We start from the raw sequence: 23,938 nt of genomic DNA, 5'->3' as shown, positions 1-23,938 counted from the left end.
GTGTGTGCTTGACTCAGGCGCTGTGCCCGGGCTCACGACCCAGCTTCAGCGGAAGTGGCAAAGGGCGTTCTCGGGCGATACCCCCACATTGTCGAGCGAAGGATTGCGCAGTGGCCACCAGCCACAGAGGCGATTATCGAGCTGTCCGTAGAACCAAGAATGCCGTGGCGACCGCAGGGATCGTGACGTTCGCGACCAGCGGTGCGATGGCCGCCGGGGCGGCCGCGGCGAACCCCGGCGTCGTGATCTCCGAGGTGGAGGAGAAGTCCGGACTCCGGCTGCCGTCACTGGCCGATCGGCGCATCGAGGCCGAGGCCAAGGCGGCGGCGAAGATTCCGGCGCTGCCGACGACCCGGGAGGACACCCGGATGTCGAACGACCGCCGCGAGGTCACCGGCCGGGAGACGACGGTCAGCCGCAGCGGCGAGCGTGGGGGAGAGGCGGCGACCAACGCCCTGAGCGAGGTCGCCACGATCGAGTCGCTGATCGAGCGGCCGACGTCGGTCAGCGGCGGTGCCCAGAAGGCGGTGCTGCGCTACGTACAGGACGACGTCACCGTCTACGCCTCCTACGGAAAGCGCGCCAAGGAGCTCGGCGAGCTGAAGCTCGGACGCGCGGTCTACTACACCGGCCGCGAAGAGGGTGGCCGCCAGGAGATCGTCCTGGAGGGCAACCCGGTGTGGATCCCCGAGGGCAACCTCGGCAAGACCAAGCCCGAACCCCCGCCCGAGCCCACTCCCACGCCGACCCCCTCCCCGACGCCGTCCGAGGACGCCCCGGCAGGCCTCGACTTCTCGGCCTGCGGTGACTCCTCGGTCGAGGACGGCCTGGTCTCCGACGCGGTCGACCTCTACCGCGCCGTCTGCAACGCCTTCCCCGCGGTCGCGTCCGGCACCACGTACGGCTACGACCCGCACGGCGAGCACATCAACGGCAAGGCGCTCGACTTCATGACCGACGACAAGGAGCTCGGCGACGCCATCGCCGCCTTCGTCCAGGAGCACGCCGGGGCGCTGAACATCTACGACATCATCTGGTACCAGCGCATCTGGACCCCGGTCCGAGCCGACGAGGGCTGGCGCCCGATGGAGGACCGCGGCGACCCCACGGCCAACCACTACGACCACGTGCACGTAGCCGTCAACTAGATCGCCGAGTCGGCGCGTCATGACGCGCCGACTCGGCAGGTTTGTCGCTCAGAGGACCGCGCCTCGGGGCGCTACTTCCACCGTGGAGATCCCGCGGGCGTACAACAGCAGCAGCCGATCGCCGTGTCGGCAGCGGATGACGCCGGTGTCGCTCGACAGTACGGCGGCGAGGTGGTCGATCGTCTCGGCCTCGCTCGCCGTCTCTGCGCCGTCGTAGACGACGTCCATGCTGTCACCGCCGATGAGCCGTACGCGAAGGACGATGCCGGCCATGATGCCCGCCTCTCGACCGGCATGAAGCGGTGTCCGGATGGAGGCCTCAGGTCCGGTCAGTCACCCCAAATCTACGCCGGGCCGCCAAGGTGAGATCAGACCAGCGCGCTCAGCGGAGTGGGCTTGCGGCCGCCGACCTGCTCGACGACGTCGGTGACGGTGGCGAGCTTGCCGAGGCGGGTCGCGGTGCCGAACGAGGTGAGCAGCGGGGCGATGAAGTCCGGGAGCCCGGCGGAGACCAGGCCGGCGGTGTAGGCCTCGTCGTCGACCTGGACGACCTCGACCGGCTTGCCGGACTTCTGGGTGGCGAGCTCGGCCAGGTCGGCCGCGGTGTAGGCGTGCGGGCCGGTGACGTCGTACGCCTTGCCCTCGTGCCCCTCGCCCGTCAGGACCCCGGCGGCGACAGCCGCGCAGTCGGCCCGGGTGACGTAGGCCGCGCCGCCGTCGCCGGTGTTGGTGACCAGCTGTCCGGCCGCGGCGGCCTGGGCTACGGAGTCGACCTGCATGTCGGCGTAGAGGTTGTTGCGGAGCATGGTCCAGGCCAGGCCGCTCTCGCGCAGCGCGTCCTCGGTGGCGGCGTGGTCGGCGACGACGCCGGCAGGGTTGTCCGCGGTCGGCCCGGAGACCGAGGTGTAGGCCATGTGGCGCACGCCCGCCTTGACGGCCGCGTCGATCGCGGCGAGGTGGCCCTCGACGCGGGCGCCGACGGCGTCGGTGGAGATCAGCAGCACGCGCTCGACGCCGGCGAAGGCCTCGACCAGCTCGTCGGGCTTGCTGAAGTCGGCGGCACGGACGTCGGCACCGCGCTCGGCGTAGTCGGCGAGCTTGGCGGGGTCGCGGGTGAGGAGCACGATCTCGGCGGGGTCGACGGTGGTGAGGAGCTGGTCGGCGACGAGGCGGCCGAGCTGGCCGGAGGCACCAGTGATGGCGATGGTCATGGGAGTCCTATCGGTAGTGCCGTAACTGTAGTCACGGCGGTGACGGTTTCATAAATGTAGTCATACCGATGGCAATAAGGCAAGATGGGGGTATGGCCGCCCCGACGAACACCCGTTTCGCGGTGGCCGTCCATGTCCTGACGTACCTCGCCTCGTGCGCTGCCGCCGGCCGCACGACCCCCGTCAGCTCCGACGAGCTCGCCGGCAGCACCGCGGTCAACCCGGTCCATGTGCGCAAGGTGCTCGGTCCGCTGCGTACGGCCGGTCTGGTCCGGTCCCGTCCCGGCGCCCACGGGGGATGGGAGCTGGCGGTCGACCCCGGGACGGTGAACCTCGCCCAGGTGTGGCAGGTGCTGCAGGGCGACGATCAGGTCCTCGGCATCCATGGCCCCAACCCCGCCTGCGCGGTGGGTGCCAACATCCAGGGCGTGCTCGTCGACCTCGACCGCCGCGTGGCCCGCGCCGTCCTCGACGAGCTTTCGGGAATCACGCTCGACGACGTCATGTCGACGGCCGGTTTCAACGCGGAGGACTTCGCGATCCTGCTGCCCTGAGGGCGGCCATGGCGCCGCTGGGAGCCGCAGCCGTTAGCCTCTCAACCGTGGAGCTATATGGGGCCGCCGACCGCGAGCGGATCGTCGCCGAGCCGCCCAAGCGGGTGGTCGCGCCGGAGCGTACGCAGTTCGAGCGCGACCGCGCCCGCGTGGTGCATGCCGCCTCGACCCGGCGGCTGGCGGCGAAGACCCAGGTCGTGGGGCCCCAGGCCGACGATTTCGTACGCAATCGGCTGACCCACTCGCTCGAGGTCGCCCAGGTCGCGCGCGACCTGTCGCGTGCCCTGAACGGCCCGGACTCGCCACAGCCCGACATCGCCGAGACCGCGGCCCTCGCGCACGACCTCGGGCACCCGCCGTTCGGGCACAACGGCGAGAACGTGCTCGCCGAGCAGGCGAAGGGGATCGGTGGGTTCGAGGGCAACGCGCAGACGCTGCGCATCCTGACCCGGCTGGAGGCGAAGACCTTCGACGCCGACGGGCGCTCGGTCGGGCTCAACCTGACCCGGGCGACGCTGGACGCGTGCACGAAGTACCCGTGGGGCTTCGGTGAGCGGAAGGGCGCGAAGTTCGGCGTCTACGAGGACGACCTGCCGGTCTTCACCTGGCTGCGCGCCGCGGATGCCGGACAGCGGCAGTGTGTCGAGGCGCAGATCATGGACCTCTCCGACGACGTTGCCTACTCCGTCCACGACGTCGAGGACGGCATCGTCGCCGGCAAGGTCGACCTCGCCCGCCTCGACCTCGACGGCGTGGCCGCGACCGTCGCCGACTGGTACGTCCCCGGCTTCGACCGCGCTGTCGCGGTCTCGACCATCGCCGACCTGGATGCCGCCGGCTGCTGGATCCCCGAGGGCGCCGTGTACGACGCATCTCGCCGGTCCCGGGCCATGCTCAAGAACCTGACCTCCGACGTCATCGGCCGGTTCTGCGGGGCGGTGCGGGAGGCGACGTACGCCGCCGGCGGCGGTCCCTATGTCCGCTACGGCGCCGATCTGGTGGTGCCGGAGCAGACCCGCTTGGAGATCGCGCTGCTGAAGGGGATCGCGGCGCACTACGTGATGCGCACCGACGAGCGCGCCGTGAAGATGGACCGCCAGCGCAACCTGCTCGGCGAGCTCCTCGAGCACCTCGTCGCCACCGGGCCGGACGACCTCGACCGGCAGTTCGCCGACGACTGGCAGGACGCGGCCGACGACGACGCCCGGCTCCGCGTCGTGATCGACCAGGTCGCCTCGCTCACCGACATCACCGCCCTGGCCTGGCACGAACGGCTCTGCCGGCGCTCTTGATCACCATTGCGGTCACGTCATTTAAGCGTTACCTTAAATGACGTGACCGATGTCTGGTACGCCGTCTCCGACTCCACCCGCCGCCAGATCCTGGCCCGGGTGGCCGCCGGGCCGTGCTCGGTGGGCGAGATCACCGATGCCCTGCCGGTGAGCATGGCCGCGGTGTCCCAGCACCTCAAGATCTTGCGCGAGGCCGGGCTGGTGTCGGTGACCCCGGCCGGTCGTCGCCGGATCTACCAGGCCCGGCTCGAGGGCCTGGCCGAGCTGCGCGCCGAGCTGGAGACGTACTGGACCCAGGCGTTGCATTCGTTCAAGCAGGTGGCTGAGGACAGCTACCGGGCAAAGAAGGAGCAGCCATGAGCACCACCCGCGAAAAGACCTCCGTGGACCTGGAGATCACCGTCGACGTCCCGGTCGAGCACGCCTTCAAGGTGTTCACCGAGGACTTCGACCGGATCAAGCCGCGCGAGCACAACCTGCTCCCCGTCGAGATCGCCGAGACGGTGCTGGAGCCTCGCGTCGGCGGTCGCGTCTACGACCGCGGCGTCGACGGCAGCACCTGTCAGTGGGCGCGCGTCCTCGCCGTCGAACCGCCCCACCGGCTGGTGATCTCCTGGGAAATCACCCCCGACTTCCAGCTCGAGCCGGATCCTTCGCGGTGCAGCGAGGTCGAGTTCACCTTCACCGCCGTGGGCGCGGAGCAGACCCACGTACGCCTCGAGCACCGTCATCTCGACCGGCACGGCGCCGGGTGGCAGGGCTGGCGTGACCGGGCCGCCGGGCCGGACGCCTGGGGGATCTACCTGGAGCGCTTCCGGGCTCTCGCGCAGGCGTGATCGGGGTGGACCGCACCGCGCTCGCGACGGCCGAGCGGAAGGATCTCGCCGACTTCCTTGAGACGCTCGAGCCGGAGCACTGGGAGCGGCCCTCGCTGTGCAGCGGATGGACGGTGCGGGACGTCGTCGCGCACCTGATCAGCTATGAGGAGATCGGGCTGGGCGAGTTCGCCGGGCGCTTTCTGCGCGCCGGGTTCCGGTTCGGCCGGATGAATGCCCGCCGTCTCCGGGAGTTCGGCGAACGGTCTCCGGGCGAGCTGGTCGCCTACGTGCGCGCGCATGCCCGACCGTCCGGGCCGACGGCGATGGCCGATGCCAGGATCGGGCTGACCGACGGCCTCATCCATCACCAGGACATCCGCCGGGCGCTCGGACGGCCGCGCGAGGTGCCGGCCGAACGGCTCACGCCGGTGCTCGACTTCGCGTTGATGGCCCCGCCGCTGCCGGCCAGGCGCAACGTACGCGGCCTGCGTCTGGTGGCCACGGACCTCGACTGGTCCCGCGGGAGCGGGGAGGCGGTCACCGGTCCGGGCGAGGCGCTGCTGATGGCGGTCTGCGGGCGGGCAGACGCGCTGTCCGAGCTCACCGGGCCCGGTCTGGCGACGCTCGAGAGCAGGGTGCGGCGTACCGGCTGAGCCCCGGAGCTAGGGAACGACGATCCAGAGCGCCGATGCGATCACGAAGACCGAGAGGCCGAGGGTGGTCTCCAGGACCGTCCAGGTTTTCAGGGTGGTGATGACGTCCATCCCGAAGAAGCGGCTGACCAGCCAGAACCCGGAGTCGTTGACGTGGGAGAGGACGGTCGCGCCGGCCGCGATGGCGAAGACGAGCAGGGCGATGTCGAAGTTGCCCAGTCCCGCGGCAGCGACCTGGGCGGAGATCAGGCCGGCGGTGGTGGTCAGCGCGACGGTCGCGGAGCCCTGGGCGACCCGGAGCAGGGTGGCGATCAGGAACGCCTGCACGATGAGCGACATCCCGAGACCGGAGAGCGAGGTGGACAGCGCCTCGCCGATCCCGCTGATGCGCAGCACGCCGCCGAACATCCCGCCGGCGCCGGTGATCAGGATGATCGCGCAGATCGGGCCGAGCGCCTTGTCGACGATGTCGCTCGCCCGGCCGATGGGGAACCGGCCAGGCGCGAGCACGAAGATCGCGACGAGCACGGTGATCAGCAGCGCGATCGGGGTCTGGCCGATGAGGATCAGGGCGCTGGCCCAGGTGGCGTCTTCGCTGACCGTCCCGGCGGCGATCAGCGTGCTGGCGACCGTGTTGAGACCGATCAGGACGAGGGGCAGAGCCAGGAGGAGCACGACGGTGGCGAACGGCGGGGGAGTGGCGCCGCTCTCCAGCACGTCGTCCGTCTCACCGGTCGCGAAGACGTTGGGCGGCTCCGGGTTGTATCGGGCGCCGAGCCTGGTGCCGACGAGGTAGGCGCCGGGGATCCAGGCCAGGACGGCGACCGGCACGCCGATCAGGAGGGTGAGGCCGATGTCGCCGCCGAGCTCCGTGGCGGCGGCGACCGGGCCCGGGTGGGGCGGTACGACCGCGTGCATCGCCGCGAAGCTGCCGGCGGTGGGCAGGGCGTAGATGAGGATCGAGCCGCCGAAGCGTCGAGCGACCGCGAAGATGATCGGCAGGAAGACGACCAGGCCGGCGTCGAAGAAGATCGGGAAACCGAAGAACAGCGCGGCGACGCCGAGCGCGAGCGGGGCACGTTTCTCGCCGAACGCGCCGATGAGCGTGTCGGCGAGCACCTGCGCACCGCCGGTCACCTCCAGCAGCCGCCCGAGCATCACGCCGAACGCCACCAGCAGCGCCACCGAGCCGAGCGTGGCACTGAAGCCTGCCAGCATCGCCACGGGCACGTCGGCGACCGGGATACCGGCCACGACCGCGGTGACCGCGCTGACCAGCACCAGCGAGATGAAGGCGTGCAGCTTGACCTTGACGATCAGAACGAGGAGTACGGCGACCGCGACAGCGGCGATCAGGAGCATCACCCAGGTCGGGTGAGCGGGGGCCAGCGGATCCATGGCGGACACCCTAGCGACGGGATGTGATTCAGGTCACCCCTACCGGGGTATGGGAGAGTCTCCCGGTGTGAGCGATCCCCTCGTCTGGCTGCCCTTCGACCCGTCCGAGCTGGGCGAGGTGCCCGCAGGCCTCCGCTTCGAGCTCTTCGACCACACCCGCTTCACCGGTGGCGAGGTGGAGGTGCCCGACTCGGTGGATGAGGTGGCCTTCTACCTGCCGCCCTACATGCTCGGCTCGCGCATCTTCGACGTCGTCAGCCAGATGACCTCGCTCCAGGTCGTACAGCTGCTCACCGCGGGGGTCGACGCCGCCCGCGGCCACATCCCCGAGGGCGTGACCCTCTGCAACGGCCGCGGCATCCATGACACTTCGACCGCCGAGCTCGCCGTCACGCTGGTCCTGTCGTCGCTGCGGGGCGTCCCCGGCCACGTACGCCACCAGGACGAGCACGCCTGGCGGCCCGGATGGTTCCCGTCGCTGGCGGACAAGAGGGTCCTGATCGTCGGGTACGGAGCGATCGGCCGGGCCATCGAGGCACGGCTGCTTCCGTTCGAGACCGAGGTGGTTGCGGTCGCGCGGACCGCGCGGGAGGGTGTGCACGGCTTCGACGAGCTCGACACACTCGTGCCCGAGGCTGACGTGATCGTGCTGGCCACGCCGCTCACAGACGAGACCCGCGGCCTCGTCGACAGGAAGTTCCTGGCGCAGGTGAAGGACGGCTCGCTGCTGGTCAACGTCGCCCGTGGCGGTGTCGTCGTCACCTCCGACCTGGTCGCCGAGCTCGCCACGAAGCGGATCCACGCGGCTATCGACGTCGCCGAGTCGGAGCCGCTCCCGGCGGAGAGTCCGCTGTGGAGCTCGCCCAACCTGCTCATCACCCCGCACGTCGGCGGCGCGTCGAGCGCGATGTGGCCCCGGGCCTACCGCGTCGTACGCGAGCAGCTCGAGCGGTTCGCCGCCGGCGAGCCGCTGGCCAACGTGATGTCGGGCGCCTACTGATGCTGCGGATCGCGGTCGTCCAGGAGACGGCGGTGCCGGGCGACGTGGCGGCCAACGTCGCGACCGCAGCGGACCGGGTCCGCGAGGCGGCGGCGAAGGGCGCGCGGTTGGTCGCGCTGCCGGAGACGTTCACGACCTCGTGGGACCTCGACGCCTTCGACGGCCCGCTGCCCTCGCTCGACGACACCGCCTGGCTCGCCCCCGCGCAGGCCGCCGTGGACGAGACCGGCGCGGTGCTCGTGCTCAACTCGCCTCTCGCCCAGGCCGGCCGGCGGGCGATCACCAGCCTGGTCATCGCGCCGGCTGAGGAGCCGGTCGCGGGGTACGACAAACAGCACCTCTACCCGCCAGAAGTCGAGCGTTTCGAGCCGGGCGAGCACGGCACGACCATCGAGGTCGACGGCGTCCGGGTGGCCCTGTCGGTCTGCTACGACGCCAACTTTCCCGAGCACGCGGCCGCCGCGGCCGCCGACGGCGCGATCCTCTACCTCAACACCGGCGCCTACTTCCCAGGCGGAGGTCACCGGCGCGACCTGCACTACGCCGCCCGGGCGCTGGACAACTCGATGTACGTCGCCTTCGCCGGTCTCGTCGGCGGGCCGCTGGGCCTCATCGGCGGCTCCGCGGTCTACGACCCGCTCGGCCGGCCGGTCGAGCGGCTCGACGACGCCACCCCTGGGATGGTCGTCGCCACGATCGACCCGGCCGAGGTCACGCGCGTTCGGGACGAGCAGCGGATGTGGGCCGACCACCGAGCCGACCTCGGCCCGCGTCGTACGCTCCGTCTCTGATCCGCCTCGTCAGCCGGCCGGCTCCTCGGCGACGAGCTTGCCGAAGGCGATCATCCTGTTGTCGGTGTGGAAGAGCTCGGAGCAGGTGGTGAGGGTGATCAGGCGCTGGTCCTCGACCTGCTCGGGCTCCACCCCGCCACGGTCGGGGTTATCGGGAAGCGGGTCGGTGACCCAGACGGAGGTGAACGGCACGATCAGGTCGTCGCCGCCGCTGGTGAGGGCATAGACGTACGTCTTCTCCCTGGTCAGCACGCGGATCTCGTCGCCTTCGCGGAGCTTCGGGAGGTCGCGCAGCGGCTCGCCGTGGGTGATCCGGTGGCCGGCGAGCGCGAAGTTGCCGACCTCGCCGGGCCCGGCGGTGCCGGTGAAGTGGCCGAAACCGGCGCCCAGCGCCCGGTCCGAGGTGCCTTCGAGGACCGGGATCCGGTAGTTCTCGCCGAAGCGGGGGATCTCGATGAGCGCCTCGGCCGAACCGAACTCGGTCGTGGCCTCGGCCCGGCCCGAGTCCCACGCCTTCTCGATCGTCGAGGTCGCTTCCTGCTGGCGTTGCTTGCTGACGATCGTGGTGCCGTAGAGCTCCCAGGCGGCGTAGCCGAGGAGCCCCACACCGGCCAGGACCATCACGAGGCCGAGCCAGAAAGTCGCCCGGCGGGCCCGCGTTCGGGCCGGCGGTCGGGCCGGTGTGGTGGTGGACATCAGGTCAAGCATCTCAGGCCGATCCACAGCCCCGTAGGATCAGACGTTGTGGCGGGCCGCATCAAGGAGACGAGCATCCAAGAGGTGCGCGAGAAGGCGCGCCTGGACGACATCGTCTCCCAGTACGTCACGCTGCGCCGCGCGGGCCCGGGGACCTACAAGGGCCTGTGCCCGTTCCACGACGAGAAGTCGCCGTCGTTCAACGTGAACCCGTCGCGGGGCTTCTTCAAGTGCTTCGGTTGCCAAGAGGGCGGCGACGTCATCGACTTCGTGATGAAGCTCGAAGGGCTGAGCTTCTTCGAGGCGGTCGAGCGGCTCGGCGACAAGGTCGGCGTGCAGGTCCAGCGCGAGGAGGGCGACGAGGCGCCGGTCCGGCGGGGACCCGGTCGCGGCAAGCTCGTCGAGGCCCACAAGGTCGCCGCCGAGTTCTACGCCGAGCAGCTGCTGACCCCGGACGCCGTCGTCGCGCGGCAGTTCCTCGCCGAGAAGGGCTTCGACCGCGACGCGGCGCTGCACTTCGGCGTCGGCTTCTCGCCGCGCGGGGGAGAGGACCTCTATCGCCACCTGCGTGCACGTGGCTTCTCGGACGAAGAGGTCGTCACTGCCGGCCTGGTCGCGCACGGGCGGTCGCACTACGACCGGTTCCGCGGGCGGCTGATGTGGCCGATCCGGGAGTCGGGCGGTGACGTGATCGGCTTCGGCGCGCGCCGGCTCTTCGACGACGACCGCATCGAGGCGAAATACCTCAACACCTCCGAGACGCCTCTCTACAAGAAGAGCCATGTTCTATACGGCATCGACCTGGCCCGCAAAGAGATGGCCCGCACCCGCGAGGCGGTCATCGTGGAGGGCTACACCGACGTGATGGCCTGCCACCTCGCCGGGATCACCACCGCCGTGGCGACCTGCGGCACCGCGTTCGGTGACGACCACGCGAAGGTGCTGCGCCGGTTCATCTCCGACGACCAGCAGCTGCGCGGCGCGGTCGTGTTCACCTTCGACGGCGACGCCGCCGGTCAGGCCGCGGCGCTGAAGGCGTTCAAGGGTGACGGCAACTTCACCTCGCAGACCTACGTCGCCGTCGAGCCCGACGGCCTCGACCCCAACGACCTGCGGATCAAGAAGGGCGACGAGGCGGTCCGCGAGCTGCTCGCCAACCGCGTCCCGCTCTACGAGTTCGTGCTGCGCAACGTCGCTTCGAAATACGACCTGGACCGTGCCGACGGGCGAGTCGATGCCCTCCGTGAGGCGGCCCCGCTGGTCGCCTCCGTGCGGGACGAGTCCAAGAAGATGGGCTTCACCCGCGACCTGGCTCGCTTCCTCGGCGTCGATCCCGACGAGGCAGCCAGAGAGGTACGCCGCGCCGCCGGCCGTCCCGCTCCTTCGGCTGCTCCGTCGCGGCGCGAGGCCGTCGCCGCTCCCGAGGCTCCCGCCGCGCCGCAGCGCCCGCCGATGCCGCATCCGCGCGAGCCGCGCTTCACGGTCGAGCGCGAGACCCTGAAGCTCTTCGTGCAGCACCCCGTCGCCCTGGGCCGCACCACCGGCGAGATCACCCCCGAGGCCTTCACCCACCCCCTCTACCGGGCGCTGTGGGAGATCATCGCCGGGCTCGGCGGCCCCGGAGCCGGCACCGGCGACGCCGGCTGGGCCCAGAAGCTTGGCGCCGCCGCCTCGGACCCACTCGTCAGCCGCATCCTCGCCGAGCTCGCCGTGGAGCCGATCCCGTCGGCGAAGGAGCCGGACTCGGCGTACGTCCTGCAATACGTCGTACGCCTCCTCGAGCTCCTCGACCAGCGCCGCATCGCCGAGGTGAAGAGCCGTCTGCAGCGCTCCGACGCGGCCGCCGACCCCGAGTCCTACAACCGTCTTTTCGCCCAGCTCGCCGCCCTCGAACAGCACCGCCGCGGCCTCCGCAACCTCGTCGCCGAGTGACGGCCTGCCGATTTCCGCTCGCCGCTTCCGGGTTGCTAAGGTTTCACCCGCGCCGCAAGGTGCAATTCCCCTGTAGCTCAATTGGCAGAGCATTCGGCTGTTAACCGGAGGGTTGTTGGTTCGAGTCCAACCGGGGGAGCCACTAAAGAGCCTCTGACCAGGCAAAACGAACTGGTCAGAGGCTTTCTTCATTTCGACGGTGGGTTGTATCTCCCGCCTTTCACCCGGCATCAGTGTTCGCTGCGGATGCGTGAAGCCCGATCTCAGCCAGTCGCGGAGGGTTCCCGCGACCCTGGCTGATGCCTGGCTCAGTGGCTCTCGCCCAACTGTTCAGGCCGATGGTCCAGGGCGCGAGGCCCTTGACGGCGATCTGAGAGCCGTTCTACGATCATTCTGATATATGAGTTGTGTATCATTACCGGCATTCAGGAGCCCAGCATGACCATCAGCCCGCCAAGCTCGACCGCCGTTGCGTCCGTGGCGACCGCCCCCACTGCGACGGCCAACGTGCTGACGCTGTCGTGCCAGGAGCGCCCGGGGATCATGCAGGCGGTCACGAGCTTCCTGTACGACCGCGGGTTCGACATCCTCGAGCACCAGCAGCACGACGACCGGGTGGGGGAGCTGTTCTTCCTTCGGACCGCGTTCGCCTCGGTTGACGGGGCCGACGTCGACGAGCTCACCGCTGCGTTCGGACCGATCGCGGACCGGTTCGGGATGTCGTACGCATTCCACGACGAGCGCAAGCCGCGACTGCTGGTGATGGTCTCCAAGTTCGGCCACTGTCTCAACGACCTCATCTTCCGGTGGCGCGGTGGGACTCTGGGAGCCGAGATCGCTGTCGTCGCGTCCAACCACGAGGATCTTCGGCCCATGGCGGAGGCGGCCGGGCTGGAGTTCATCCACATCCCGGTCACGCCCGAGACCAAGCCGCAGGCCGAGCAGCGCATGCTCGACCTGGTCGAGGAGTACGACGTCGACCTGGTCGTGCTCGCCCGCTACATGCAGATCCTCACGGATGGCCTCTGCCGCCAGCTCGAGGGTCGCGCGATCAACATCCATCACTCGTTCCTGCCCGGCTTCAAGGGGGCCAAGCCCTATCACCAGGCGCACGAACGTGGCGTGAAGCTCGTCGGTGCCACCGCTCACTACGTCACCGCCGACCTCGATGAGGGGCCCATCATCGAGCAGGAGGTCAACCGGGTCGACCACACCTACACACCGCAGGCTCTGGCGACCGTCGGCCAGGACGCCGAGTGCCTCGCGCTCTCGCGCGCCGTCCGCTGGCACTGCGAGCACCGCGTCTTCATGCACGGCTCCAGCACCGTCGTCTTCCGCTGACCACCAACCCAGAACCTCAGGAGTTGCTCATGCCGTCCTCCGACAGCACCGTCTCGCCCCGCACAGTCATCATCGGCGCCGGCATCGTCGGCACGAACCTCGCGGACGAACTCGTGTCGCGCGGGTGGTCCGACATCACGGTCATCGAACAGGGCCCACTCAGCCTGCCTGGTGGCTCGACCTCCCACGCCCCCGGTCTCGTCTTCCAGATCAACCCCTCGAAGACGATGACCCTGTTCGCCAAGTACACCGTGGAGAAGTTCCTGTCCCTCGAGAAGGACGGGGTGAGCTGCTTCAACCAGGTCGGTGGCCTCGAGGTCGCGACCACCGAGGCCCGCGTCGCTGAGCTCTACCGCAAGCTCGGCTACGCGAAGTCCTGGGGGATCGACGCCCGGGTGATCGGCCCCGCCGAGTGCAAGGACCTCTACCCGCACCTGGACGAGTCGCAGGTCCTCGCGGCGCTGCACATCCCCACCGACGGCCTGGCCCGGGCGGCGCGCGCCGTCGACCTGCTCATCGAGCGTACGCAGGCGGCCGGCGTCACCTACCTCGAGCACACCGCTGTGACCGGAGTGCTCCAGGAGGGCGGCCGCGTCACCGGCGTCGAGACCACCGGCGGCGTCGTCGAGGCAGACATCGTCGTCTCGTGTGCCGGGTTCTGGGGCGTCGAGGTCGGCGCGATGGCGGGCACCAAGGTGCCGCTCCTCCCGCTCGCCCACCAGTTCATCAAGACAACTCCCGTCCCGGTCCTGAGCGGCAAGCACAAGGCTGTTGACGGCGCGACCCTGCCGATCCTGCGACACCAGGACCAGGACCTCTACTTCCGGGAGTGGGGCGATGCCTACGGGATCGGCTCGTACGCCCACAAGCCGATGCCGTACGTCGCCTCCGATCTCGGTCCGACCCCGGAGCACGTCGACCACGACAACATGCCGTCGCGGCTCGACTTCACATCCGAGGACTTCGAGGGCCCGTGGGACGAGTGCCGCAAGCTGCTCCCGTGCCTCCAGGAGGCGGAGATCGCGGAGTCGTCGTTCAACGGCATCTTCTCGTTCACGCCCGACGGCGGCTCGCTCGTCGGCGAGTCCCGCGACCTCGACGGCTTCTGGGTGGCCGAGGCGGTCTGGGTCACGCACTCGGCCGGCGTCGCACGGGCGGTGGCCGAGGTGCTGACCACCGGACGGTCGCAGTACGACCTCGCCGACCTCGAGCTCAACCGCTTCGAGGAGACCCAGCTGGCTCCGGCGTACGTCAGCGAGACCTCGCAGCAGAACTTCGTCGAGATCTACGACATCCTCCACCCGCTGCAGCCCAAAGAGTCGCCCCGCGACATCCGGGTCAGCCCGTTCCACGCCCGCCAGGTCGAGCTCGGCGCCTTCTTCCTCGAGGCCGGGACCTGGGAGCGGCCGCACTGGTACGAGGCCAACGCGGCCCTGCTGGACGAGCTGCCGGAGGAGTGGAAGTCGCCGACGCGCGACGACTGGTCGGCCCGCTACCACTCGCCGATCGCGGCCGTCGAGGCCTGGAAGACCCGCACCGCGGTCGCCATGTACGACATGACGCCGCTGCGCCGCCTCGAGGTCTCCGGGCCCGGAGCCGAGACCCTGCTGCAGCGGCTCACCACCGGTGACGTCGCCAAGAAGCCCGGTGCGGTGACCTACACCCTGTTCCTCGACGAGCAGGGCGGCATCAAGAGCGACATCACCGTCGCCCGACTCGAGAACGAGCTCTACCAGGTCGGTGCCAACGGGACGGTCGACCTGGCGTACCTCCGCCGGGAGGCCCGCAAGCTGCGGGCCGAGGATCCCGCCCTTTCCGCTCACGTCCGCGACACCACCGGCGGCACCTGCTGCATCGGCCTGTGGGGGCCGCTGGCCAGGGACCTGATCGCCAAGGTCAGTGCGGACGACTTCACCAACGACGGTCTGAAGTACTTCCGCGGCAAGCGGGCCACCATCGGCGGGATCCCCGTCACGGCCCTGCGGCTGTCGTATGTCGGCGAGCTCGGCTGGGAGATCTACGCCTCCGCCGAGAACGGCCAGAAGCTGTGGGACGTGCTGTGGAACGCGGGCCAGGAGCACGGTGTCGTCGCCGCCGGCCGGGCCGCGTTCGGCGCGCTCCGGCTCGAGAAGGGCTACCGGTCCTGGGGCGCCGACATGACCACCGAGCACGACCCGTACGAGGCAGGCGTCGGGTTCGCGGTGAAACGCGCCAAGGAGGACTTCGTCGGCAAGGCCGCGCTCGAGGGTCGCTCGGTGGAGACCTCGGCTCGCCGGCTTCGCTGCCTCACCATCGACGACGGCAAGTCCATGGTGCTCGGCAAGGAACCCGTGTTGTCGGGCGAGACGGCGGTCGGGTACGTCACGAGCGCGGCGTACGGGTTCACGATCGGCAAGCCGATCGCCTATGCCTACCTGCCGGCCGCGATCGGAGAGGGCGACCAGGTCGAGATCGAGTACTTCGGCCAGCGGATCCCCGCGACGGTCACTCCTGAGCCGCTCTTCGACCCGGAGATGAGTCGCTTGCGCGGCTGACCGACCGGTCGAGATCGGGCGCCGGCCGGGTGGGCCGGCGCCCGATCTCATGTTTAGAGAACGCAGTCAGAGAACGCGGCGGATCTCGGTCGCGAAGCTGTCGATGTGCTCGCGGGTCAGCCGCTCGGCGAGCTCGGCGTCGCCGTCGGCGATCGCCTCCAGGAGCGGAGCGTGCTCGGAGATGTGGGACGCCAGGTCCGGGAGCTTGTCCACGACCAGGCACCAGATCCGGGTCGCCAGGTTGTCGTAGCGGACCAGGACGTCCTCGAGGTGTCTGTTGCCCGTGGCGCGGTAGATCATCCGGTGCACCGACATGTCGAGCCGCATCAGGGTGGGCCGGTCGTCGCCCGACGGATCGAGACCGCGAACCTTCTCGGCCATGGCGCGCAGCTCGGCCCGCATCCGGTCGGTCGCGGCGGTCGCCGCTCGGTTGGCGGCGAACGGCTCGAGCTGCTGGCGCAGGTCAGAGATGGCGCCCAGCTCGGTGACGTCGACCGGCGTCGCGAACGTGCCGCGGCGCGGGTAGGAGATGACCAGATGGTCGGTCTCCAGGCGTTTGAGGGCCTCTCGCACCGGAGTGCGGCCGAACCCGAGGGAGTCCGCGAGCCTGCCGTCGTTGATCGGCTCGCCCGGCCTGATGTCCAGCATGATCAGCCGATCCCGGATGCGCTCGTAGGCCGCGTGCGCCAGCGAGATCGTTGCGCCGATCGCCGGCGGGGCGGGCGCCTGAACGTCGGTCATACCAAGTCACCGCTTTCTGATCTGGGCCGTTGACAGGTCTTCGCTACCCAGCATACTGTTGATCCCGAACTGATATATCAATCGTACTTCAAGAGTTTGGGAGTTCATCGTGGTTGACGTCTTGACCGCCTCGCTCGCAGACCTCGATCCCGAGGTCAGCGAGCAGATCGACGCCGAGCTGAGCCGCCAGCAGACGACGCTGGAGATGATCGCCTCGGAGAACTTCGCTCCCGCCGCCGTGATGGAGGCCCAGGGATCGGTTCTCACCAACAAGTACGCCGAGGGCTACCCCGGCCGTCGCTACTACGGCGGTTGTGAGCACGTCGACGTCATCGAGCAGCTCGCCATCGACCGCCTCAAGGCGCTGTTCTCCGCGGAGTACGCCAACGTGCAGCCGCACTCGGGTGCCCAGGCCAACGCCGCCGCGATGTTCGCCCTCCTCGAGCCCGGCGACACCATCCTCGGCCTCTCGCTGGCCCACGGTGGCCACCTCACCCACGGCATGAAGCTCAACTTCTCCGGGCGCCTCTACCAGGTCGTTCCGTACGAGGTCAGCCGCGAGGACTTCCTGATCGACATGGCCGAGGTCGAGCGTCTCGCCCTCGAGCACCGGCCCAAGCTGATCGTCGCCGGCTGGTCCGCCTACCCCCGGCAGCTGGACTTCGCGGAGTTCCGCCGGATCGCGGACCTGGTCGGCGCCCGCCTCATGGTCGACATGGCGCACTTCGCAGGCCTCGTCGCTACCGGCCTCCACCCGAACCCGGTGCCGTTCGCCGACGTCGTCACCTCGACCACGCACAAGACCCTGGGTGGCCCGCGCGGGGGCGTCATCCTCACCAACGACCCGGCCATCGCCAAGAAGATCAACTCCTCGGTCTTCCCCGGCCAGCAGGGTGGGCCGCTCGAGCACGTCATCGCGGGCAAGGCGGTCGCCTTCAAGGTCGCCGCGGAGCCCGAGTTCCGCGAGCGCCAGGAGCGTACGCTGCGCGGTGCCCGCATCATTGCCGAGCGGCTGCTCGCCGACGACGTCGCGGCCGCGGGAGTCTCGGTGGTCAGCGGTGGCACCGACGTCCATCTCGTGCTGGTCGACCTGCGCGACTCCGAGCTCAACGGTCAGGACGGCGAGGACCGGCTCCACCGCATCGGCATCACGGTCAACCGCAACGCCGTCCCGTTCGACCCGCGCCCGCCGATGGTCTCCTCCGGTCTGCGGATCGGTACGCCCGCGCTGGCCACGCGCGGGTTCGGCGACTCTGACTTCAGCGAGGTGGCCGACATCATCGCGGCCGCACTGAAGGACGACTTCACCGACGAGACGGCAGATGAGCTGCGTAGCCGGGTCACCGTCCTCGCCGAGAAGTACCCGCTCTACCCCCACCTCCTCGAGTCGAACGGAGCAGAGTGATGGCAGACCTGCTGCCCGAGCACCCCGACTTCCTCTGGCGCAACCCGGAGCCCAAGTCCTCCTACGACGTCGTCATCATCGGCGGCGGCGGACACGGCCTGGCGACGGCCTACTACCTGGCGAAGAACCACGGCATCACGAACGTCGCGGTCCTCGAGCGTGGTTGGCTCGCGGGCGGCAACATGGCGCGGAACACGACGATCATCCGGTCCAACTACCTCTGGGATGAGTCCGCGGCGATCTACGAGCACTCCCTCAAGCAGTGGGAGGTGCTCCCCGAGGAGCTCGACTACGACTTCCTGTTCAGCCAGCGCGGCGTGCTCAACCTCGCCCACACGCTGCAGGACGTACGCGACTCGGTGCGGCGCTGCGAGGCGAACCGCCTCAACGGGATCGACGCGGAGTGGCTCGACGCCGACCAGGTGAAGGAGGTCTGCCCGATCATCAACACCAGCGACAACATTCGCTATCCCGTCCTCGGCGCGACCTACCAGCCTCGCGCGGGCATCGCCAAGCACGACCACGTCGCCTGGGCGTTCGCGCGCAAGGCCGACGAGCTCGGCGTCGACCTCATCCAGGACTGCGAGGTGACCGGCTTCGTCAAGGACGGCAACCGGGTGGTCGGCGTGCAGACGAGCCGTGGCACGATCGCGGCCGGCAAGGTAGCGCTGTGCGCGGCAGGGCACTCCAGCGTCCTCGCCGAGATGGCCGGCTTCGACCTGCCGATCCAGTCCCACCCGCTCCAGGCGCTCGTCTCCGAGCTCCATCAGCCGGTCCACCCCACCGTGGTGATGTCGAACCATGTCCACGTCTACGTCTCCCAGGCCCACAAGGGCGAGCTGGTCATGGGTGCTGGTGTCGATGCGTACAACGGCTACGGCCAGCGTGGCGGATTCCACGTGATCGAGGAGCAGATGGCGGCGGCCGTCGAACTGTTCCCGATCTTCGCCCGCGCGCATCTGCTCAGGACCTGGGGTGGCATCGTCGACGTCACGCCGGACGCCTCGCCGGTCGTGAGCAAGACGCCGATCGACCAGCTCTACGTCAACTGTGGCTGGGGCACCGGCGGCTTCAAGGGCACTCCTGGGGCGGGCTGGACGATGGCGCACACGATCGCCCACGACGAGCCCCACGAGTACAACGCCCCGTTCGCACTGGAGCGCTTCAGCACCGGTGCCCTCATCGACGAGCACGGCGCAGCCGCCGTGGCCCACTGAAAGGAGCCGACGATGATTCTCATCAGCTGCCCCAACTGCGGGTCCCGCGACGAGACCGAGTTCCACTACGGCGGCCAGGCCCACGTCCCCTACCCGGAGGACCCGAACACCCTCAGTGACGAGGAGTGGGGTCGCTACCTGTTCTACCGCGAGAACACCAAGGGCATCTTCGCCGAGCGCTGGGTCCACAGCTCCGGCTGCCGCAAGTGGTTCAACGTTCTTCGCGACACCGTCACCTACCGCATCGCCGCCGTCTACCGGGCCGGCGAACCGCGTCCCACCCTGGATGGAGGCCCGCAGTGAGCACGACGTCGCACCGCCTCGCAGACGGCGGCCGAATCGACCGATCCACCCGTCTCACCTTCAGCGTCGACGGCCAGGAGTACGCCGGCCACGCCGGTGACACCCTCGCCTCGGCACTGATCGCCAACGGCGTGCTCGAGTGTGGCCCCTCGCTGTACCGACAGCGTCCCCGCGGCGTCCTCGCCGCCGGGCTCGAGGAGTCCAACGCGCTGGTCAAGCTGAGGCGTCCCGGCGACTCGGTGACCGAGTCCATGCTTCCCGCCACGACCGTCGAGCTCGTCGACGGGCTCGAGGCCGACTACCTCAGCGGCCTCGGCGACCTCGACCCCGCCGACGACACCGCGATCTACGACAAGAAGTACGTCCACACCGACGTCCTCGTCATCGGAGCCGGCCCGACCGGGCTCACCGCGGCCCGCACCGCCGCCGCATCCGGCGCCCGCGTGATCCTCATCGACGACCAGCCCGAGCTCGGCGGATCCCTTCTCTCCGCCCGCGGCCTCCGCATCGACGGCGTGGACAGCGACACCTGGCTACGCGGAGTCACCGAGGAGCTCGCGGCTTCACCCGAGGTCACCGTCCTCACCCGGACCAACGCCTTCGGCAGCTACGACGCCAACTACGTGATCGCGCTCGAGAGCCGGCTGGACCACCTCGACGCGTCCGCCAAGGAGGCGCTCACGGGGCTGTCGCGTCAGCGCCTCTGGCACATCCGGGCGCAGCAGGTCGTCCTCGCCACCGGCGCGCACGAGCGTCCCCTGGTGTTCGGCAACAACGACCGTCCCGGCGTCATGCTCGCCTCCGCGGTCCGCACCTACCTGAACCGGTACGGCGTGGCCGCAGGCGCGCGGGTCCTGCTCGCCACCACGAACGACAGCGCCTACGAGGTCGCCGCCGATCTGACCGGGGCCGGAGTCGCCGTCGCGGCCGTCGTCGATGCCCGCACAGAGCAGTCCGACGCCGCCCGTCGTGCCCAGGCGGCAGGCATCGAGGTCATCCTCGGCTCCGCCGTCCTCGACACCGACGGTGACCCGCGGGTCACCGCCGCCACGGTGTCGGCCATCGACGCCGACGGCGTCGCCGTCGGCGAGCGGCGCGACATCGCCTGCGACGTCGTAGCCGTTGCCGGCGGATGGAGCCCCCTGGTCCACCTGCACAGCCAACGGCAGGGCAAGGTCCGCTGGGACGAGGACCTGGCCGGCTTCGTCCCCGACGGCGAGGTCGCCGGTCAGCAGATCGTGGGATCGGCCCGAGGCAGCTACACCCTCGATGCGTGTCTCGCCGAGGGGCGGCATGCCGCAGCGACGGCACTCCTCGCCGCCGGTTTCATCGGCGAGGCCGAGGCCCCGACCGGGCCGCTTCCTGCCGCGACGGGTGACGGTACGACCCGGGCCCTGTGGCTCGCCGCAGAGGCCGGCGTTCCGCTCGACGATCTGGTCGACCACTTCGTCGACTTCCAGCGCGACCAGACCGTGCACGACGTACTGCGTGCGACCGGGGCCGGCATGCGCAGCGTCGAGCACATCAAGCGCTACACCTCCATCAGTACCGCCAACGACCAGGGCAAGACCTCCGGCGTCAACGCCATCGGAGTCATCGCCGCTGCGCTCAACGACGGTCGCAGCCCCGGCGAGATCGGCACCACCACCTACCGGGCTCCGTACGCTCCGGTCCCGTTCGTCGCTCTCGCGGGCCGCGAGCGTGGTGACCTGTTCGACCCGGCCCGGCTGACGTCGATCCATCCCTGGCACGTCGCGCACGGCGCCGAGATGGAGATCGTGGGGCAGTGGCTGCGGCCGTGGTACTACCCGCAGAACGGCGAGTCCCTGGACGAGGCCGTCTTCCGCGAGTGCGCCGCAGTCCGCGAGTCCGTCGGCATGATGGACGCCACCACCCTGGGCAAGATCGAGGTGTGGGGGAGTGACGCCGGTGAGTTCCTCAACAGGATCTACACCAACGCCTTCAAGAAGCTCGCCCCCGGATCCGCGCGCTACGGCGTCATGTGCACGCCCGACGGGATGATCTTCGACGACGGCGTCACGCTCCGCATCGACGAGGGCCGCTACTTCATGACGACGACCACCGGCGGCGCCGCCAAGGTTTTCGACTGGCTCGAGGAGTGGCACCAGACCGAGTGGCCGACCCTGGACGTCAGCTTCACCTCGGTGACCGAGCAGTGGGCCACCGTCGCCGTCGTCGGCCCGAAGTCACGCGAGGTGATCGCCAAGATCGCTCCCGAGCTCGACGCCAGCTTGGAGGCGTTCCCGTTCATGACGTTCCGCGAGACGACGCTCGCCTCGGGCATCCCGGCGCGGGTGTGCCGGATCTCCTTCTCCGGCGAGCTCGCCTTCGAGGTCAACGTCGAGACCTGGTTCGGACAGCAGGTGTGGGAGGAGATCCACGCCGCCGGCCAGGAGTGGGCGATCACCCCGTACGGCACGGAGACCATGCACGTGCTCCGCGCGGAGAAGGGCTACCCGATCGTCGGGCAGGACACCGACGGCACGGTTACGCCCCAGGACGCCGGCATGGAGTGGATCGTCTCCAAGGCGAAGGACTTCGTCGGCAAGCGGTCCTACAGCAGGGCCGACACCGCACGCACGGACCGGAAGCACCTCGTCTCGGTGCTGCCCGTCGACACGTCCTTCAGACTGCCCGAGGGCACTCAGCTGGTCGCGGCCGGTACGCCGATCACCCCCGCCGATGGACCGGTGCCGATGCTCGGGCACGTGACCTCGAGCTACCACAGTGCCGCGCTCGGGCGCTCGTTCGCCCTGGCGCTCATCAAGGATGGCCGCAACCGCATCGGCCAGACCCTCGTCGCGCCGGTCGGGGACCGACTGGTCGACGTCGTCGTCGCTGAAACCGTCCTCTACGACCCGGAAGGGAGCCGCCGCGATGGTTGAGACCACGATCGAGCCGCTCGACAAGAAGATCTCCGCTCTGCGCGTCAGCCCGGCCCAACACCTCCACGGCGCCTTCGTAGACGCCGGCGTCACCGGAGCCTTCGGGGTGCGGGTGCGTGAGGAGCAGTTCCTCACCATGGTGGGTCTGCGGGTGCCGATCGGCTCGCCCGACCGGACGCGCCTGGCCCAGATCCTCGGCACCGAGCTCCCCGGACGATGCGGCGAGGTCGCCACCGGCCACGACGTGGTCATCCTGTGGCTCTCGCCCGACGAGTACCTGGTCATCTCGCAGAGCGTGGCCGGGTCCACTCTGGTCTCCTACCTCCGCGCAGGCGTCTCGGGAGGCGGTGCCGCGGTCGTCGACCTGTCGGCCAACCGCACCACCTTCCGGCTCGAGGGAGCTTCCGCGCAGGCGGTCCTCGAGAAGGGCTGTCCGCTCGACCTCCACCCGAGGGCGTTCACGCCGGGCACGGCGGTCGCCAGCACCATCGGACGTGTACCGGTGATCCTCTGGAAGGTCGACACAGACTCCTACCGGATCCTGCCGCGTGCCTCGTACGCCGACTACCTGGGCCGCTGGCTGATCGACGCCATGGCCGAGTTCAAAATCCTGGGATCCGGCTGATGGCACTGAGCGTGTTCGACATGTTCTCCGTCGGCATCGGGCCGTCGTCGTCCCACACGGTCGGCCCGATGCGCGCGGCGGCGCAGTTCATCGATGCCCTGAAGGCGAACTCGCTGCTCGACGCTGTCGCCCGTGCCCAGGTGGAGCTGTTCGGCTCCCTCGGTGCCACCGGTCACGGCCACGGCTCCGACAAGGCGGTGATCCTCGGGCTCGAGGGCAACCGGCCCGAGACCGTCGACACCGACAGCGCCGACGCCCGCGTGGCCGAGGTCCGAGCCACTCGGCGCCTGAGGCTCTCCGGCGCCCGGGACATCGAGTTCGACGCCGACGACGTCGTCATGCACCGCACCAAGACTCTTCCCGCGCACCCGAACGGCATGATCTTCCGTGCGTACGACGCCGACACCAAGGTGCTCCTGGAGAGCACCTACTACTCGGTCGGCGGCGGTTTCGTCGTGGACGAGCGCGCGGCTGGCGCCGATCGGATCGTCGAGGACGCGACCCCGATCCCGTACCCGTTCACCACGGGGGCCGAGCTGCTCGCGGTCTGCGCCCGATCGGGCAAGCGGATCAGCGACGTGATGATGGCCAACGAGCTGGCGTGGCGTACCGAGGAGGAGGTGCGCGGCGAGCTGCTGCACATCTGGTCGGTCATGCAGGAGTGCGTGCGCAACGGCTGCACCCGCACCGAACCCACGCTGCCCGGCGGGTTGAAGGTTCCCCGGCGTGCCCCCGGTCTCTACACCCACCTCCAGGCCTCCACGGATGAGACGGACCCGCTCAGAGCGATGGACTGGGTCAACCTCTTCGCCCTCGCCGTCAACGAGGAGAACGCGTCGGGCGGACGGATCGTGACCGCGCCGACCAACGGTGCGGCGGGCATCGTCCCGGCCGTACTCCACTACTACGAGAAGTTCGTGCCCAGCGCGGACGAGGACGGGATCGTGCGGTTTCTCCTCGCCGCCGCCGCGGTCGGGATCCTGTTCAAGATCAACGCGTCGATCTCCGGCGCCGAGGTCGGCTGTCAGGGCGAGGTCGGATCGGCCTGCGCCATGGCTGCCGGAGCCCTGTGCGAAGTGCTCGGAGGCACCCCGGAGCAGGTGGAGAACGCGGCCGAGATCGGCATCGAGCACAATCTCGGGCTCACCTGCGACCCCGTCGGCGGCCTGGTGCAGATTCCCTGCATCGAGCGCAACGCCATCGCCAGCAACAAGGCCATCAACGCCGCCCGCATCGCCGCCCGCGGCGACGGCAGCCACCGGGTCTCGCTCGATGCCGCGATCAAGACCATGCGCGAGACCGGGGCCGACATGAAGATCAAGTACAAGGAGACCTCCCGCGGAGGCCTCGCCGTCAACGTCATCGAATGCTGA

At 69.7% G+C, this 23,938-nt stretch carries 22 protein-coding genes and 1 tRNA gene; 18 read left to right on the top strand and 5 right to left on the bottom strand.

All coding sequences use genetic code 11. The annotated features are described in order from the left end of the window. Window positions 1-164 precede the first annotated feature (164 nt). Window positions 165-1,148, top strand: a complete 984-nt coding sequence (locus tag OG801_RS06305; RefSeq protein WP_406034535.1) for a mucin-2 protein — start codon at window positions 165-167, stop codon at window positions 1,146-1,148. Window positions 1,149-1,196: 48 nt separating this feature from the next. On the opposite strand, the gene OG801_RS06300 is transcribed toward OG801_RS06305, so the two are convergent. Then, window positions 1,197-1,421: a hypothetical protein gene (locus OG801_RS06300; protein WP_406034534.1), complete on the bottom strand. Its 225-nt coding sequence runs from the start codon at window positions 1,419-1,421 to the stop codon at window positions 1,197-1,199. A gap of 95 nt (window positions 1,422-1,516) precedes the next feature. Further along, complete coding sequence (locus OG801_RS06295) at window positions 1,517-2,359, bottom strand: SDR family oxidoreductase (RefSeq protein WP_355020455.1); 843 nt, start codon at window positions 2,357-2,359, stop codon at window positions 1,517-1,519. Window positions 2,360-2,451: 92 nt separating this feature from the next. Between OG801_RS06295 and OG801_RS06290 the strand changes: the two genes are divergently transcribed. The 5 genes from OG801_RS06290 to OG801_RS06270 are packed head-to-tail and all read left to right on the top strand — an operon-like array spanning window position 2,452 to window position 5,676. Beyond that, the gene (locus OG801_RS06290) at window positions 2,452-2,913 is read left to right on the top strand and encodes an Rrf2 family transcriptional regulator (RefSeq protein ID WP_355020456.1); all 462 of its coding nucleotides are present in this window, start codon (window positions 2,452-2,454) and stop codon (window positions 2,911-2,913) included. Between the two features lie 47 nt (window positions 2,914-2,960). Next, window positions 2,961-4,205: a deoxyguanosinetriphosphate triphosphohydrolase gene (locus OG801_RS06285; protein ID WP_406034531.1), complete on the top strand. Its 1,245-nt coding sequence runs from the start codon at window positions 2,961-2,963 to the stop codon at window positions 4,203-4,205. Window positions 4,206-4,247: 42 nt separating this feature from the next. Next, complete coding sequence (locus tag OG801_RS06280; protein WP_355020458.1) at window positions 4,248-4,565, top strand: metalloregulator ArsR/SmtB family transcription factor; 318 nt, start codon at window positions 4,248-4,250, stop codon at window positions 4,563-4,565. Next, window positions 4,562-5,041 carry an SRPBCC family protein gene (locus tag OG801_RS06275; RefSeq protein WP_355020459.1) on the top strand — a complete coding sequence of 160 codons (480 nt, stop codon included), beginning with the start codon at window positions 4,562-4,564 and terminating at the stop codon, window positions 5,039-5,041. The genes OG801_RS06280 and OG801_RS06275 overlap by 4 nt, the downstream gene beginning before the upstream one ends. Window positions 5,042-5,046: 5 nt before the next feature. Then, a complete protein-coding gene (locus OG801_RS06270; RefSeq protein WP_406034528.1) occupies window positions 5,047-5,676 on the top strand; it encodes a maleylpyruvate isomerase family mycothiol-dependent enzyme in 630 nt (209 codons plus the stop codon). A gap of 9 nt (window positions 5,677-5,685) precedes the next feature. Here the strand turns inward: OG801_RS06270 and OG801_RS06265 are convergent, their stop codons facing one another. Then, window positions 5,686-7,074, bottom strand: coding sequence for a GntP family permease (locus OG801_RS06265; protein WP_406034527.1), 1,389 nt, complete (start codon window positions 7,072-7,074; stop codon window positions 5,686-5,688). Between the two features lie 67 nt (window positions 7,075-7,141). Here OG801_RS06265 and OG801_RS06260 point away from each other — a divergent pair, with 67 nt between their 5' ends. Further along, window positions 7,142-8,074 carry a 2-hydroxyacid dehydrogenase gene (locus OG801_RS06260; protein ID WP_406034526.1) on the top strand — a complete coding sequence of 311 codons (933 nt, stop codon included), beginning with the start codon at window positions 7,142-7,144 and terminating at the stop codon, window positions 8,072-8,074. Continuing rightward, on the top strand, window positions 8,074-8,865 hold the full coding sequence (locus OG801_RS06255) for a carbon-nitrogen hydrolase family protein (RefSeq protein WP_406034524.1): 792 nt from the start codon (window positions 8,074-8,076) through the stop codon (window positions 8,863-8,865). Before OG801_RS06260 ends, OG801_RS06255 begins: the two co-directional genes overlap by 1 nt. A gap of 9 nt (window positions 8,866-8,874) precedes the next feature. On the opposite strand, the gene OG801_RS06250 is transcribed toward OG801_RS06255, so the two are convergent. Further along, complete coding sequence (locus OG801_RS06250; RefSeq protein ID WP_406034522.1) at window positions 8,875-9,561, bottom strand: class E sortase; 687 nt, start codon at window positions 9,559-9,561, stop codon at window positions 8,875-8,877. Window positions 9,562-9,609: 48 nt separating this feature from the next. On the opposite strand from OG801_RS06250, the gene dnaG reads away from it, so the two are divergent. The 4 genes from dnaG (at window position 9,610) to OG801_RS06230 (ending at window position 15,368) form a co-directional block, all read left to right on the top strand. Beyond that, window positions 9,610-11,493 (top strand): DNA primase, encoded by a 1,884-nt coding sequence (dnaG, locus tag OG801_RS06245; protein ID WP_406034520.1) that lies wholly within the window; start codon window positions 9,610-9,612, stop codon window positions 11,491-11,493. Window positions 11,494-11,559: 66 nt separating this feature from the next. Next, window positions 11,560-11,635, top strand: a tRNA-Asn gene (locus tag OG801_RS06240). A gap of 296 nt (window positions 11,636-11,931) precedes the next feature. Continuing rightward, window positions 11,932-12,834: a formyltetrahydrofolate deformylase gene (purU, locus tag OG801_RS06235; RefSeq protein WP_355020466.1), complete on the top strand. Its 903-nt coding sequence runs from the start codon at window positions 11,932-11,934 to the stop codon at window positions 12,832-12,834. 29 nt (window positions 12,835-12,863) lie between these two features. Continuing rightward, complete coding sequence (locus OG801_RS06230) at window positions 12,864-15,368, top strand: FAD-dependent oxidoreductase (protein WP_406034518.1); 2,505 nt, start codon at window positions 12,864-12,866, stop codon at window positions 15,366-15,368. Between the two features lie 66 nt (window positions 15,369-15,434). On the opposite strand, the gene OG801_RS06225 is transcribed toward OG801_RS06230, so the two are convergent. After that, window positions 15,435-16,109, bottom strand: coding sequence for a GntR family transcriptional regulator (locus tag OG801_RS06225; protein ID WP_355020468.1), 675 nt, complete (start codon window positions 16,107-16,109; stop codon window positions 15,435-15,437). Between the two features lie 109 nt (window positions 16,110-16,218). Between OG801_RS06225 and glyA the strand changes: the two genes are divergently transcribed. From glyA to OG801_RS06195, 6 genes are read left to right on the top strand one after another with little or no spacing between them, the layout of a single operon-like run. Next, window positions 16,219-17,514, top strand: a complete 1,296-nt coding sequence (glyA, locus tag OG801_RS06220) for a serine hydroxymethyltransferase (RefSeq protein WP_406034516.1) — start codon at window positions 16,219-16,221, stop codon at window positions 17,512-17,514. Then, on the top strand, window positions 17,514-18,731 hold the full coding sequence (locus OG801_RS06215) for a sarcosine oxidase subunit beta family protein (RefSeq protein WP_406034514.1): 1,218 nt from the start codon (window positions 17,514-17,516) through the stop codon (window positions 18,729-18,731). The genes glyA and OG801_RS06215 overlap by 1 nt, the downstream gene beginning before the upstream one ends. 12 nt (window positions 18,732-18,743) lie before the next feature. Next, a complete protein-coding gene (locus OG801_RS06210) occupies window positions 18,744-19,034 on the top strand; it encodes a sarcosine oxidase subunit delta (RefSeq protein WP_355230401.1) in 291 nt (96 codons plus the stop codon). After that, window positions 19,031-21,940 (top strand): 2Fe-2S iron-sulfur cluster-binding protein, encoded by a 2,910-nt coding sequence (locus OG801_RS06205; RefSeq protein WP_406034512.1) that lies wholly within the window; start codon window positions 19,031-19,033, stop codon window positions 21,938-21,940. Before OG801_RS06210 ends, OG801_RS06205 begins: the two co-directional genes overlap by 4 nt. Further along, a complete protein-coding gene (locus tag OG801_RS06200) occupies window positions 21,933-22,565 on the top strand; it encodes a sarcosine oxidase subunit gamma (protein ID WP_406034510.1) in 633 nt (210 codons plus the stop codon). The genes OG801_RS06205 and OG801_RS06200 overlap by 8 nt, the downstream gene beginning before the upstream one ends. Continuing rightward, window positions 22,565-23,938 carry an L-serine ammonia-lyase gene (locus tag OG801_RS06195; protein ID WP_406034508.1) on the top strand — a complete coding sequence of 458 codons (1,374 nt, stop codon included), beginning with the start codon at window positions 22,565-22,567 and terminating at the stop codon, window positions 23,936-23,938. Before OG801_RS06200 ends, OG801_RS06195 begins: the two co-directional genes overlap by 1 nt.

Source organism: Nocardioides sp. NBC_00163, assembly GCF_045206295.1.
In the GTDB taxonomy this organism is placed as follows: Bacteria; Actinomycetota; Actinomycetes; order Propionibacteriales; family Nocardioidaceae; genus Nocardioides.
The sequence above is the reverse complement of the archived record's forward strand: the minus strand, read 5'-3'. Positions and strand labels throughout refer to the sequence as shown.